This is a genomic window from Plantibacter sp. MPB07, from assembly GCF_046619465.1.
Lineage (GTDB): Bacteria > Actinomycetota > Actinomycetes > Actinomycetales > Microbacteriaceae > Plantibacter > Plantibacter auratus.
The window spans coordinates 778,840-792,039 of record NZ_CP177043.1 but is presented as its reverse complement, the minus strand read 5'-3'; the positions used below and the strand labels follow the sequence as shown (position 1 = coordinate 792,039).

Below are 13,200 nucleotides of genomic sequence, written 5' to 3'. Positions count from 1 at the left end.
CAGGCACCGTCCGGCTCGCACTCGGGCGGCTCACACGGTTCACTCCGGGTCGCTCGATACACTGAGGCCCATATGAACTGGGATGAGATCTGGCCTGACGTGACCGCCTTCCTCTGGACGGCGGGGTGGAAGATCATCGGCGTGGTGGTCGTGATCGGCCTGGCGTTCGCCGCCGCATGGGTGCTCCGATTCGTCATCCGACGCGTCGTCGGCCGCATCGTGAGTGGCGTCAAGAAGAGCGCCGACGTCACCGACACGCAATCGCTGCTCGCCTCGCCGCTCGCCGCCGTCCGACTCGTCCAACGCACGCGGACCCTCGGCACCGTGCTCAGCAACATCGTCAACGTCACCATCGTCATCGTCGCGGCCATCCTCGTCGTCAACGTCATCGACTCGAGCATCATCGGCTCGTTCGCCCTGCTGACGGCCGCGGTCGGTGCCGGTCTCGGTTTCGGTGCCCAGAACATCGTCAAGGACATCCTGAACGGCCTGTTCATGGTGGTCGAGGACCAACTGGGCGTGGGTGACGTGGTCGACCTCGGGCCCGCCACCGGCGTCGTCGAGACCGTCGGCATCCGGATCACCCAGGTACGCGACGTCAACGGCACGCTCTGGTTCGTCCGCAACGGCGAGATCCTGCGGGTCGGCAACATGTCGCAGGGGTGGTCGCGGGTCATCATCGACCTGGCGATCCCGTACGACACCGACGTCGAGGCCGTCCAGGAGCGCATGCTCGACACGGCGAACGAACTCGCCCACGACCCCAAGTGGCGCTCCCGCATCCTCGAGAAGCCCGAACTGTGGGGTCTCGAATCGATCTCGGGCGACGCCCTCGTCATCCGCCTCGTCATCAAGACGCGCACGAGTGCCAAGGACGACGTGGCTCGCGAACTGCGGATGCGGTTGAAGCGCGCCGTCGACGAGATGGACGTCAAGCTGCCGTCGCTCAACAGCATCGTCCTCTCGGGCTTCGAGGGTGCCGCAAGCGTGACCGGTTCGCGTCCCCCGCGCACCCACCCGACCACGGTGGTCCCGCCGCGGGCGCCGAAGACCAAGCGACCCCCGAGAGGGCAGCAGTGACCGACTCCCAGGCACCAGGCATGTCCTTCTACGAGCAGGTCGGCGGACACGCCACCTTCAAGGCCCTCGTGGACGAGTTCTACCGCGGCGTGGCCGGCGACCCCGTCCTGAAACCGATGTACCCCGAGGAGGACCTCGGTCCGGCGGCCGACCGGCTGATGCTCTTCCTCGAGCAGTACTGGGGTGGGCCGGGCACCTACAGCGCCGAACGCGGCCACCCGCGTCTCCGGCTCCGACACCAGCCCTTCCACGTGAACCCCGACGCTCGCGACCGCTGGCTGCTGCACATGCGCGCCGCCGTCGACAGCCTCGACCTCGCACCGGTGCACGAGGCGACGCTCTGGGACTACCTCGAGCGGGCAGCCCACGCCATGGTCAACACCTTCGACGAGGATCCAGGGGCACCGCGCCGCAGTCTCCTCTGATTCCGGCCGCACGGTCGTAGGATCGGACGCACGTCCGTGCCGAAGGAGTCAGCAGATGCCAGCAGCCGTCCCTCCCAACCCGTCCGCCGATCGAACCGAGGCCGACGCGATCGTGATCGGCAGCGGGCTGGCCGGGCTCGTCGCCGCCGCAGAGCTCATCGACGCCGGCAAGCGGGTCATCCTGCTCGAACAGGAGCCGGAGTCGAACCTCGGTGGCCAGGCGCACTGGTCGTTCGGCGGTCTGTTCCTGGTCGACTCCCCCGAGCAGCGCCACCTCGGCGTCCGTGATTCGCTCGAGCTCGCGACCCAGGACTGGTTCGGCGCAGCAGCGTTCGACCGTCCCGAGGACCACTGGCCCAAGCGCTGGGCAGAGGCGTACCTCGATTTCGCCGCGGGCGAGAAGCGCGCTTGGCTCCACGACCAGGGCGTGCGGTTCTTCCCGGTCGTCGGCTGGGCGGAACGGGGCGGTTACGGCGCCATCGGCCACGGCAACTCCGTTCCCCGCTTCCACATCACCTGGGGCACCGGACCCGGTGTCGTCGCGCCCTTCGTCCGACGGGTGAACGCCGGCGTCGAGGACGGCACGGTGTCGGCTCATTTCCGGCACCGTGTGGACGAGCTGCTCACCGAGGACGGCGCGGTCGTGGGCGTCCGCGGCTCCGTGCTCGCCCCGTCGCATGCCGAGCGCGGTGCTCCGAGCTCGCGCGAGGTCGTCGGCGAGTTCTCGTGCAGGGCGCCTGCTGTGCTCGTCGCGAGCGGCGGCATCGGAGGGAACCACGACCTCGTCCGCGAGCAGTGGCCGGCTCGGCTGGGGACGCCGCCGGCGACCATGCTCTCCGGGGTCCCCGCGCACGTCGACGGACGCATGCTGGCGATCAGTGAGCGTGCGGGCGGGCATCTCATCAACGGCGACCGGATGTGGCACTACGTCGAGGGCATCACCAACTGGGATCCGATCTGGCCGCAGCACGGCATCAGGATCCTGCCGGGGCCGTCCTCGCTCTGGTTCGACGCGACCGGGAAGCGGCTCCCGGTGCCGCTCTTCCCGGGCTTCGACACGCTCGGTACCCTCGCGCACCTGCGTGCCACCGGCCACGACCACAGCTGGTTCGTGCTGACCCAGCGGATCATCGAGAAGGAGTTCGCACTGTCGGGGAGCGAGCAGAACCCCGACCTCACCGGGAAGGACCTCGGGCTGCTCGCGAAGCGCATCGGCCCGGGAGCGCCAGGGCCGGTCGAGGCGTTCAAGGAGCACGGCGCGGACTTCGTCGTCGCAGACACGCTCACCGAGCTGGTCGCAGGGATGCAGGAGCTCAGCCCGGAGACGCCCATCGACGCGGGGAACGTCATCGCCGAGGTGGAGGCTCGCGATCGCGAGATCGACAACCCGTTCACGAAGGACCTGCAGATCACCGCGCTCCGCGGTGCCCGCTCCTACCGGGGCGACAAACTCATCCGCGTCGCCGCGCCGCACCGGCTCCTCGATCCGAAGGCCGGACCGCTCATCGCGGTGAAGCTGCATGTGCTGACCCGCAAGAGCCTCGGCGGGCTCGAGACCGACCTCGCGAGTCGGGTCCTCGGCCCGGACGGGAACCCGGTGCCCGGCCTCTACGCCGCCGGTGAGGCGGCTGGCTTCGGCGGTGGAGGGATCCACGGCTACCGCGCGCTGGAGGGGACCTTCCTCGGCGGGTGTCTGTTCAGCGGTCGGACCGCCGGCCGCGCGATGGCAGGCGCCTGAGGATCAGGTCACGGCGCCCGCGAGCACATGCCCGCGTCGGGTGCTCAAGCGGACCCATCCACCTGAGCGGAAGACGGCCGCGCGCTCCGGCTCGGCGATGAAGCCGAGGCCCACCGCGGCGAACGCGGCACCGGTCGGGAGTCCGTGGCCGTCGCCGAGGGGCCGTGACCACACCTGCGACCGCACCTTCTGGACGATCTGATCGCCCACCGCGGTGGGGAGCGTCTCGGCGATCTCCGAGGCCCCCGTCCTGGCGACGAGTTCCAGCTCGATGGTGTCCACGTCGCCCGCACGTTCCCAGCCGCCACGGGGCGGTGCCTGTCCGACCCACGGGGCCGTCCTGGTGGACGGCGGCAGCTCGAGCGGCACGGTCTCGCGGGCATCCGCTATCAGGTCCTCGGCAGCGACCCCGCCGAGCGTTCGGACGATGCGGTCGATGAGTTCACGCGGGGTCGCGAGGACGTCGGCCGTGGCGGGTTCGGCGAGGGCGAAGGTGCGCATCCCGATGATCGTCGGACTCCGGTCGAGCAGGCCCTGCGGGTGCAGCACCGGGGCGGAGACCGCCAGGACGTCCCCGGCAGCCAGGAGTCGCACGCCGGAGTCGTCGATCCGGGCGGCGCGTGCGAGGAAGGTGCGGAGGTCGGCGAGCGAGGTGGCGTCGAGGAGCTGCAAGGTGGTGGACATCTCCTCTCAATCTACGCCACCGCCGCGTGCGCTCCGGCACCGCGTCGCCAGGGCCTGGATAGACTCGGCGGGTCGGGTCGGGCATCGACGACCGAGCCTCGACCCCCGGATGAAAGGCGTGTTCGCGTGAAGGAACCGATCCACTCCCTGCTCACCGCACTCGACCTCAGTGCTCCCGGTGTCCGGACCGACGAGGACATCTTCACCGGTCCGTCCCAATGGATGCCGCAGGGGCGGGTCTTCGGTGGTCAGGTGCTCGCCCAGTCCGTCGTCGCCGCGACCCGGACCGTCGACGCCGAGCGCATCATACACTCGATGCACGGGTACTTCCTCCGACCGGGCGACGTCGACCTGCCGATCACCTTCGCGGTCGACCGCATCCACGACGGACGCTCCTTCGCCACCCGGCGCACCCAGGCGTACCAGAACGGAGTGCCGATCCTCTCGATGATCGCGTCCTTCCAGACCCAGGACGAGGGCCCGGAGCATCAGATCGAGCTGCCCGACGGGATCCCGGACCCGGAGACCCTCCCGTCAGCCGCCGAGCTCCTCAGCGGGATCGACCACCCGGCTGCCGAGGCGTGGGCGACGGGACGCCCCTTCGACCTCCGACACGTCGGCTCCCCCGTCTACCTCCGGGTGGAGGGCGAGCGGACCACCCGGCAAGCGGTGTGGTTCAAGACGATCGAGGACCTGCCCGACGACCCCGCGCTGCACCGTGCCGCGCTCGCCTACGCGAGCGACTACACGATCCTGGAGCCGGTGCTCCGTCGTCACGGCGTCCCGTGGGCCACCCCGGGCATCAAGATCGCCAGTCTCGACCACGCCATGTGGTGGCACCGACCCGCCCGCGTCGACGAGTGGCTGCTCTACCTGCAGGATTCCCCGAGCGCCACCGGCGGACGAGGTCTGTCCCTCGGGCGCATCTACGATCGGGCGGGTCGCCTCGTCGCGAGCGTCGCCCAGGAGGGCATGGTGCGGTTCCCGACGCCTCGGTGACCGGCGTCGCTCAGCGCCGCGAGAACTCGATCGGATCCTCGAGGAACGGCTCCCATGCCGCACGTTCGACGTCCGAGATCCGGCGCGGCTTGAGCGTCTTGGCGTCCACCATGACGACCGTCGTGGAGGCTCGGGCGTACAGCGTCTGCGATGCCCCGCCCAGCGGCGAGTAGACCTCGTACGCGACCTGCAGGCTGGCTCCGCCGATCTTGCCCATCCAGAGCTGGACGTCGAGCGGATCGCGCTGGTACGGGATCGGGGCCAGGTACTCGATCTCCTGGTGCGCCACGAGCGTCAGCGTCTCGGCCTCGAGGCTCGCATCGATGACCGCGGTCGGCGGGACGTCCTCCGACGCCAGCGTCGGGATCCAGAAGACGCGGACGCGCGCCTCCTCCAGCAGCTTGAGCATCGAGGCGTTGTTGACGTGGTTGAAGGCGTCGAGGTCGCCCCACCGCAGTGGGATCGGCACGTGGAGTCTGGTCATTGCTGGGCCCTCCGTGGGTCGGGGACGTACGGGTCGTGAACGGACGACGGCCCACCGGCAGAAGCCGATGGGCCGTTCGCACGAGTCCTAGTCGCGCGTGAGCTTGCGGTAGGCGGAGCGGTGCGGTTTGGCCGCATCCGGTCCGAGGCGCTTGATCTTGTCCTCTTCGTAGGACTCGAAGTTTCCCTCGAACCAGTGCCAGTTCGACGGGTTCTCCTCGGTGCCCTCGTACGACAGGATGTGCGTCGCGATGCGGTCGAGGAACCACCGGTCGTGGGTGATGACCACAGCGCAACCCGGGAACTCGAGGAGCGCGTTCTCGAGGCTCGAGAGCGTCTCGACGTCGAGGTCGTTGGTCGGTTCGTCGAGCAGCAGGAGGTTGCCGCCCTGCTTGAGCGTCAGCGCGAGGTTCAGTCGGTTGCGCTCACCACCCGAGAGGACGCCGGCCTTCTTCTGCTGGTCCGGGCCCTTGAACCCGAAGGTCGACACGTAGGCGCGGGACGGGATCTCCTGGTTGCCGACCTGGATGTAGTCGAGCCCTTCGGACACGACCTCCCAGAGCGTCTTGTTGGGGTCGATGCCCCCACGGGACTGGTCGACGTAGGAGAGCTTCACGGTCTCGCCGACCTTGAGCTCACCGGCGTCGAGCGGCTCGATGCCGACGATCGTCTTGAACAGCGTGGTCTTACCGACACCGTTCGGGCCGATGATGCCGACGATGCCGTTGCGCGGGAGGCTGAAGGAGAGGTCGTCGATGAGGACGCGTCCGTCGAAGCCCTTCTCGAGCTTCTTCGCCTCGAGGACCGTCGAGCCGAGTCGCGGACCGGCGGGGATCTGGATCTCCTCGAAGTCGAGCTTCCTGGTGCGCTCGGCCTCCGTCGCCATCTCCTCGTAGCGAGCGAGACGAGCCTTCGACTTCGCCTGGCGGCCCTTCGCGTTGCTGCGGACCCACTCGAGTTCGCTCGCGAGTCGCTTGGCGAGCTTCGCGTCCTTCTTGCCCTGGACGTTGAGACGCTCGCCCTTCTTCTCGAGGTAGGTCGAGTAGTTGCCTTCGTACGGGTACAGGCGACCGCGGTCGACCTCACAGATCCACTCTGCGACGTGGTCGAGGAAGTACCGGTCGTGGGTGACGGCGAGCACGGCGCCCGCGTACTGAGCGAGGTGCTGCTCGAGCCAGAGCACGCTCTCGGCGTCGAGGTGGTTGGTGGGCTCGTCGAGGAGCAGGAGGTCGGGCTTCTGCAGGAGGAGCTTGCAGAGCGCGACGCGACGCTTCTCACCACCGGAGAGGTGGGCGACCGTGGCGTCGGAGGGCGGGCAGCGCAGGGCGTCCATCGCCTGCTCCAGCTGCGAGTCGAGGTCCCAAGCGTCGGCGGCGTCGATCGCCTCCTGCAGCACGCCCATCTCGGCGAGCAGGGCGTCGAAGTCGGCGTCGGGCTCGGCCATCGCGAGCGAGATCTCGTTGAAGCGGTCGATCTTGCCCTTGATCTCGCCGACGCCCTCCTGGACGTTCTCGAGCACCGTCTTGTCCTCGTCGAGTTCCGGCTCCTGCATGAGGATGCCGACGCTGAAGCCCGGCGTGAGCTTCGCCTCGCCGTTCGAGGGGGTGTCGATCCCCGCCATGATCTTCAGGATCGTCGACTTACCGGCACCGTTCGGGCCGACGACGCCGATCTTCGCTCCGGGCAGGAACGCCATCGTCACGTCGTCGAGGATGAGCTTGTCGCCGACCGCCTTGCGGGCGCGGACCATCGAGTAAATGTATTCAGCCATGTCGCCGTCCAGTCTACGGGCGGACTCTCCGTTTGCGCTGCACGACGACGCCGGCGATGACTGCCGCCGCCGCGATCGCGCAACTCGTCGTCACCTCGAGGAGCCGGGCGGGTCCGCCGAAGAACATCGACACCAGCAGCGCAATGAGCGCGACGACGACCACGACCGTGAGCCACGGGTGTCCCCACATGCGGATCCCGCCGACGCGGTCGCTGCTCTCCGACGCCGAGACCTGGTCGAACCGTCGACTGCGCAGTTGAGCGACGGCGATCACGATCCACACGAAGATCGCGATCGCGCCGGTGGAGTTGACGAGGAACGTGAAGACCTCGTCCGGTGCGAGGTAGTTCAACAGGACGCACACGAGCCCGACGACGGCCGAGCACAGGATCGCGACCGCCGGCGTGCCGCGTCGCGTCGTCGCGCGGACCGCTCGCGGGGCCTCCCCGCGGCCGCCGAGTGAGAACAGCATGCGCGACGCCGTGTACAGCGAGGCGTTGAGCGTCGACAGCAGGGCCGTGAAGACGATGATGTCCATCGCCACCCCGGCACCGGGGATCCCGGCGGCGTGCAGCATGGTGACGAAGGGACTGATCCCCGGCGTGATCTCCGTCCACGGCACCACGATGAGGACGACCAGGATCGAACCGATGTAGAACAGCAGGATCCGCCAGACGACCGAGTTCACCGCTCGCCGGACGGCACCCTTCGGGTCCACCGATTCTCCTGCCGCGATCGTGGCGACCTCGGCACCGAACATCGAGAAGATGATCGGCAGCAGCGCCGCCAGGACGCCGCCGATACCGAACGGCAGGAAGCCCCCGTCCGTTGGAGCGAGGTTGGTGACGGTCGCCGTCTCGGTCGGGATGACGCCGACGATGATGAGCGAACCGAGCGCGATGAACAGGATCACGGCCGTGATCTTGATCGAGGAGAACCAGAACTCGAACTCACCGAACGACTTCACTGAGACGAGGTTGGCGGCGAGGAACGCGACGGTGATCACGAGCGCCGGGATCCACTGCGGGAGACCGGGCACCCACTGGCTGACGATCTGCGCTGCGGCCGTCGCCTCGATGCCGACGACCACGACCCAGAACCACCAGTACAGCCACCCGATCGCGAGACCGGCCCAGGGGCCGATGAAGCGCGAGGCGTAGGCGGAGAACGACCCGGTCTCGGGCGACGCGGAGGCCATCTCCCCCAGCATGCGCATGACGAACACCACGACCACGCCGGCCAGGGCGTACGCGAGGATCACGCCGGGTCCCGCTGCGAGGATCGCCGTGCTCGACGCCACGAGGAGCCCGGCGCCGATCATGCCGCCGAGGGCGATCAGCGCCAGATGACGAGGCTTGAGTGTATGCGCCAACGCCGTCGGCGCCACGGCCAGACGTTCGTCGGCCAGGAAGACGGCCTCGGTGGCAGGTTCCCCGCCAGGTGATGGGTTGGCGGTCATGCGGGCCCTCGATTCCGGATCGAGCCACCTAGGAGGTGGCGATATCTGAAATGTCAGGTTATGGCATGCCCGCGGCTTGCACCAGCCCGTGAGTGGTCGGCGGCGCTACCAGTCGATCGCGCGCGTGACCCCGATGAGGCATCGCCCGGTGTCGAGCTGCGACACCACCGACGAGTGATACCCCGTCGCCGGCCCGTTCTGCCCGAGGATGCACTGCCCTTGCCACCGGATGGCGAACTGGATCGAGTCGGCCGGCTCGCCGATGCTCGTCGTGTCCGAGGAGACCTCCATCTCCGCCTTCGGGAAGCCGGCGGCGACGAGACCGTCGATGATCGCCTGGCCGCCAGCGGCGGGGTTCGCGGCGAGCGTGGCGGCGTTCACGGCGTCGAAGAACGGCAGGTTGTCGGTGGCGGTGCCCTCGGGGAGCAGCACCGGCGCCGCCGGAGCCGTCTCAGTGGCGGTCGGCGTCTGGCTCGGCGTGGCCGTCGGCTCGGGAGCGGGCTGGGTGCAACCGGTCACGACGATGCCGAGCAGGCCGAGCACCACGCCGACCCGGACGCCGGCGATCGACGTGCGGCGACGTATCGAGGTGACGGCTGAGACGGGGCGGTCGCGGAGGCTCTTCTGCACGTCGAGCAGTCTACGCGGCGCGTCAGAACGGCGTGTCCTGCGGCGGTGCCGACGCCCACTCCCCGGTTCCGGTTCCGGAACCGCTCGACTCGGATGCGGCGGGCGCCGGAGACACCCCCGCTCCGACCGGCGACTCACCGGACCCCTTCGGTTGCCAGCCGATGTCGGGCCCGATGTGATCGGCTTCGATGTCGACCGACGTCCCTCGTCGCTCACCCTGCTCCCAGTCGCGGATCCGCAACCGGCCGAGCACGATCACGCGTTGTCCTTTGACGAGCGATGTGGCGGAGGCGGTCGCCAATCCACGGAAGGCGCTCACCGTGTACCAGTTCGTCTCCTGCGCCACCCAGGAACCCTGCTTCTGGTCGTACCGACGTTGCTGCGACGCCAGGCGGAAACTGGTGATGTCCAGCCCGGACGTCGTGCGATGGTGCTTGGGGTCTGTCGCGACGTGTCCGCAGACGGTGATCTGGTCGTTCATGGGTTCCTCTCCTGTCGGTCCGACGATCCTGGCGGTGGATCGCGGAAGCGTCCGGGGCGGGTCCGTGCCGATCGCCACCCCGGACGCGCTGCCAGCCTCACCGATCCCGTGGGCCCCATGTCGAGCCGGGTGGCCCTCGTCGATGTCCACAACCGCGCACCTCGCTGTGGAGGACCCTCGCTCCGCTCTGACCAGGGCCGATGTCGGTGGTCGCGCATACGCTGACGAGTACCAGCCGGTAGCCCCAGTCCGGCATCGCCCCACCAGCGCACGAGGAGTCCCATGCCCAACGCACTGAGCATCCGTCCCGGCTACTGGCGTGTGACGACCCCCGACGGCCGCGTGCTCGGCAACATCGAGGCCGTCGGAGCGGACGGCGTCCCGGAGTACCGGGCCAACCGGTTCCGACCAGCGGTCCTCGGGTATGCCCCACTGGGCAGCTTCCGCGATCTCGCGATCGCCATCGACGCATTCCGCAACTGAGCGACGACCCTCCCGCCGTTCCGTCGAACCCGGTGCGTCGCCCGTGTTCACGCCCGAACGAGGGGTAGTCTGCGGCCCATGCAGTGGTGGAATGATTTCGTAGAGTGGGTGACCTCAGCTGAGGTCCGCCCCATGCTGTTCGCTGCGGCCCTCTTCATCGTGGCCGTCGTGGTGTCCTCCCTCGTCGCCGCCGGCGCAAGCCGTCGCGCGCTGCGAGCCATCGTGGACCAGCGAGATCGAGAGCAGAAGAACGTCGCGATCCTGGCGCTCGTCGACGCCGCCACCGAGGCCAGCGTCTGGAACTCGCTCACCCCGCAGGAGCAGGTGCTCAGCGATCGGGCCGTCGCCCAGGCCGACACCCTCGTGCGGCTCAGCCCGATCAAGGGTGCGGCCGTCGCCGCGGACTGGGCGAACCACCAGCTCCACGAGATGAAGCGCAACTCCGCGACGTTCGGGTACGAGTTGGACCCGGTGGTCGAGGACTTCCGCGACCGCCTCGTCGAGTGGTCGAAGAAGCCGGCACGGGCTCGCAAGGACTTCGACGGCGACCTCCGTCGCTGGCGCGCCGAGTCCAGCGGATCGGAACAGGCGCTCGTCGCGGAGCAGGAGTCCTGGGTCGCCAAGCAGCACCACGAGCAGTACGCCGAGGTGAAGCCCGCGTCCACCGCGCCGGCATCACGGCCCGGCGACATCACGCGCTCGACGGGTGGCACGATCAACACCAGCACGACGCAGCGCATCATCGACGACGTCGCGGTCCTGGAAGCCGAACGCAAGCAGTCCAGCGTCAGCTGACCACCGAGACCGACAGACGGCGGCCCGATCATCCGATCGGGCCGCCGTCTTCGTGTCAGGGGTGCGTGGTCAGCGCCACCAGGTGTCGAACTTGCTGACCGGGACCTGTCGCTTGTGCTCCGTCGCCGCGTACCGGGCCTCGATCGCTTCGGCGGCCAACGGATCGATCTCGCTCCCCTCGAGGAAGTCGTCGATCTGCTGGTAGCTGAGCCCGAGGTTCTCCTCATCGGTCTGGCCGGGGGTCCCGTCGAGGAGATCGGCGGTCGGGGCCTTCAGGTAGAGGCGTTCCGGAGCGTCGAGCGACTCCAGGAGCGCCCGCCCCTGACGCTTCGTCAGGCCACTGAGCGGGAGCACGTCGGCCCCGCCGTCGCCGAACTTCGTGAAGAAGCCGGTGACCGCCTCGGCCGCGTGGTCCGTCCCGACCACCAGGAGCCCCTGCTGACCGGCGATCGCGTACTGCGCGACCATCCGTGCGCGCGCCTTCGCGTTGCCCTTGACGAAGTCGCTGAGGGGTTCGCCGGTCGCATCCGCGTACTCGGCTTCGAACCCGTCGACCGCACGCTGGATGTTGAACACGACGGAGTCGTCCGGGCGGATGAACGACAGCGCCAACTGGGCGTCGTCCTCGTCGTGCTGCACGGCGTACGGCAGACGGACGGCTACGAACCGGGCCTCGCCACCCTCGGCTCGGACCTCTTCCGCCGCGAGCTGGCACAGGCGCCCGGCGAGCGACGAGTCCTGTCCCCCGCTGATCCCGAGTACGAACCCCTTCGTGTGCGTCGCCCGCAGGTACGACTTCAGGAAGTCGATCCGGGAACGGACCTCGGCCGACGGGTCGATCGTGGGGCTGACATGGAGTTCCGCAATGATGCGGGCCTGGATCTCGCGCATGTCCCCAGGCTACTCGCTCACCGGAGGCGCACCCGGAACTCCGAGGCACTTGCAACACACCGGAAACACGGCTCGGTGGACGAGGCGGGTCTCAGGCCCAGCCGAGCTCGTGCAGCCGCTCGTCGTCGATGCCGTAGTAGTGCGCGATCTCATGGACCAGGGTGGTGTGGATCTCGTCGGCGAGCTCGTCGAGTGTCTCGCACGCCGCCAGATGCGGCTCGCGGTAGACGATGATCCGGTCGGGCATCTCGCCGAAGCCGTAGCGGTCGCGCTCCGTCAGGGCGACGCCGTCGTACAGCCCGAGCGTGTCGAGCGTGCCGTTCTCAGGCCGGTCCTCGACGACGAAGACGAGGTTGTCGAGACCGTCGACCATCTCGTCGGGCAAGCGGTCGAGTTCGTCCACCACGAGGGCTTCGAACGCCTCGGTGTCCAGCTCCAACATGCCCGCTCCCCGGATACGACAGAAGCCGGAGGGATCCTCCGGCTTCTGTACGACATGGGGTGAGTAACGGGGCTTGAACCCGCGACCTCCTGGACCACAACCAGGCGCTCTGCCAACTGAGCTATACCCACCATGCGACCTGCTCCGCGGAGACCGCGTCACAAGCGACTGGACGAGTCTATTACATGTTTGGGGCGTACCGTGACACGACCGCTTCCGAAACCTGCTTCGCGTCGTCGGAGGACGGGCCGGGGAGGTCGACGAACAACGCTCCGCGGTAGTAGGCGAGCTCACGGATGGACTCGAGGATGTCCGCCAGCGCGCGGTGTCCGCCGTGCTTCGACGGGGCGTTGAAGTACACCCGCGGGTACCACCGACGGGCGAGTTCCTTGATGGAGGAGACGTCGACGTTGCGGTAGTGCAGGTGGGCGTCGAGCCGCGGCATGTACCGCGCGAGGAATCCTCGGTCGGTCCCGATGGTGTTCCCGGCCAGCGGTGCCTTCGACTCGTCCGGGACGAAGCGCTGGATGTACTCGATGACCTGGAACTCGGCGTCCGCGACGCTCACGCCGTTCGGGATCTCCTCGAGCAGCCCCGACGTGCGGTGCATGTTCGTCACGAACTCACCCATGTTGTCGAGTGCCGACTGGTCGGGCTTGATCACGACGGAGTAACCCGGGTCGAGGATGTTCAGTTCGAAGTCGGTGATCACGACGGCGATCTCGACGAGTTCGTCGACCTCCAGCTCGAGTCCGGTCATCTCGCAGTCGATCCAGACCAGACGGTCCCCAGCTGTGCTCATGGGTCGAGTCTACTCAGCACGACCGACGCCGCCGGTT

At 68.6% G+C, this 13,200-nt stretch carries 15 protein-coding genes and 1 tRNA gene; 6 read left to right on the top strand and 10 right to left on the bottom strand.

Features of this window, described 5'->3' with window-relative positions:
* Positions 1–72: 72 nt before the first annotated feature.
* The 3 genes from ACLIME_RS03775 to ACLIME_RS03765 are packed head-to-tail and all read left to right on the top strand — an operon-like array spanning position 73 to position 3,243.
* The gene (locus tag ACLIME_RS03775) at positions 73–1,080 is read left to right on the top strand and encodes a mechanosensitive ion channel family protein (protein WP_079705699.1); all 1,008 of its coding nucleotides are present in this window, start codon (positions 73–75) and stop codon (positions 1,078–1,080) included.
* A 20-nt stretch (positions 1,081–1,100) separates the two neighbouring features.
* Positions 1,101–1,505, top strand: coding sequence for a globin (locus ACLIME_RS03770; RefSeq protein WP_079705698.1), 405 nt, complete (start codon positions 1,101–1,103; stop codon positions 1,503–1,505).
* 55 nt (positions 1,506–1,560) lie between these two features.
* Complete coding sequence (locus tag ACLIME_RS03765) at positions 1,561–3,243, top strand: FAD-binding dehydrogenase (RefSeq protein ID WP_411558229.1); 1,683 nt, start codon at positions 1,561–1,563, stop codon at positions 3,241–3,243.
* Between the two features lie 3 nt (positions 3,244–3,246).
* Here ACLIME_RS03765 and ACLIME_RS03760 read toward each other — a convergent pair whose 3' ends face one another.
* A complete protein-coding gene (locus tag ACLIME_RS03760; RefSeq protein WP_411558228.1) occupies positions 3,247–3,927 on the bottom strand; it encodes a hypothetical protein in 681 nt (226 codons plus the stop codon).
* A gap of 126 nt (positions 3,928–4,053) precedes the next feature.
* Here ACLIME_RS03760 and ACLIME_RS03755 point away from each other — a divergent pair, with 126 nt between their 5' ends.
* Positions 4,054–4,926: an acyl-CoA thioesterase gene (locus ACLIME_RS03755; protein ID WP_234993952.1), complete on the top strand. Its 873-nt coding sequence runs from the start codon at positions 4,054–4,056 to the stop codon at positions 4,924–4,926.
* 10 nt (positions 4,927–4,936) lie between these two features.
* Here the strand turns inward: ACLIME_RS03755 and ACLIME_RS03750 are convergent, their stop codons facing one another.
* From ACLIME_RS03750 to ACLIME_RS03730, 5 genes are all read right to left on the bottom strand, one after another.
* Positions 4,937–5,410, bottom strand: coding sequence for an acyl-CoA thioesterase (locus ACLIME_RS03750; RefSeq protein ID WP_064295138.1), 474 nt, complete (start codon positions 5,408–5,410; stop codon positions 4,937–4,939).
* A gap of 87 nt (positions 5,411–5,497) precedes the next feature.
* On the bottom strand, positions 5,498–7,180 hold the full coding sequence (gene ettA, locus ACLIME_RS03745; protein WP_085510665.1) for an energy-dependent translational throttle protein EttA: 1,683 nt from the start codon (positions 7,178–7,180) through the stop codon (positions 5,498–5,500).
* Positions 7,181–7,193: 13 nt separating this feature from the next.
* Positions 7,194–8,639, bottom strand: coding sequence for an amino acid permease (locus ACLIME_RS03740; protein WP_411558227.1), 1,446 nt, complete (start codon positions 8,637–8,639; stop codon positions 7,194–7,196).
* Between the two features lie 105 nt (positions 8,640–8,744).
* Positions 8,745–9,269 carry a DUF6993 domain-containing protein gene (locus ACLIME_RS03735; RefSeq protein WP_411558226.1) on the bottom strand — a complete coding sequence of 175 codons (525 nt, stop codon included), beginning with the start codon at positions 9,267–9,269 and terminating at the stop codon, positions 8,745–8,747.
* A 22-nt stretch (positions 9,270–9,291) separates the two neighbouring features.
* The gene (locus ACLIME_RS03730; protein WP_079705693.1) at positions 9,292–9,750 is read right to left on the bottom strand and encodes a single-stranded DNA-binding protein; all 459 of its coding nucleotides are present in this window, start codon (positions 9,748–9,750) and stop codon (positions 9,292–9,294) included.
* Between the two features lie 282 nt (positions 9,751–10,032).
* Here ACLIME_RS03730 and ACLIME_RS03725 point away from each other — a divergent pair, with 282 nt between their 5' ends.
* A complete protein-coding gene (locus ACLIME_RS03725) occupies positions 10,033–10,233 on the top strand; it encodes a hypothetical protein (RefSeq protein ID WP_079705692.1) in 201 nt (66 codons plus the stop codon).
* Positions 10,234–10,341: 108 nt separating this feature from the next.
* The gene (locus ACLIME_RS03720; RefSeq protein ID WP_147427104.1) at positions 10,342–11,028 is read left to right on the top strand and encodes a hypothetical protein; all 687 of its coding nucleotides are present in this window, start codon (positions 10,342–10,344) and stop codon (positions 11,026–11,028) included.
* 69 nt (positions 11,029–11,097) lie between these two features.
* Here ACLIME_RS03720 and nadE read toward each other — a convergent pair whose 3' ends face one another.
* The 4 genes from nadE to orn form a co-directional block, all read right to left on the bottom strand.
* The gene (nadE, locus tag ACLIME_RS03715; RefSeq protein ID WP_411558225.1) at positions 11,098–11,919 is read right to left on the bottom strand and encodes an ammonia-dependent NAD(+) synthetase; all 822 of its coding nucleotides are present in this window, start codon (positions 11,917–11,919) and stop codon (positions 11,098–11,100) included.
* Between the two features lie 91 nt (positions 11,920–12,010).
* Complete coding sequence (locus ACLIME_RS03710) at positions 12,011–12,361, bottom strand: metallopeptidase family protein (protein WP_411558224.1); 351 nt, start codon at positions 12,359–12,361, stop codon at positions 12,011–12,013.
* Between the two features lie 55 nt (positions 12,362–12,416).
* Positions 12,417–12,492 (bottom strand) — tRNA-His (locus tag ACLIME_RS03705).
* A 50-nt stretch (positions 12,493–12,542) separates the two neighbouring features.
* A complete protein-coding gene (gene orn / locus ACLIME_RS03700) occupies positions 12,543–13,163 on the bottom strand; it encodes an oligoribonuclease (RefSeq protein WP_064295132.1) in 621 nt (206 codons plus the stop codon).
* Between the last annotated feature and the right edge of the window lie 37 nt (positions 13,164–13,200).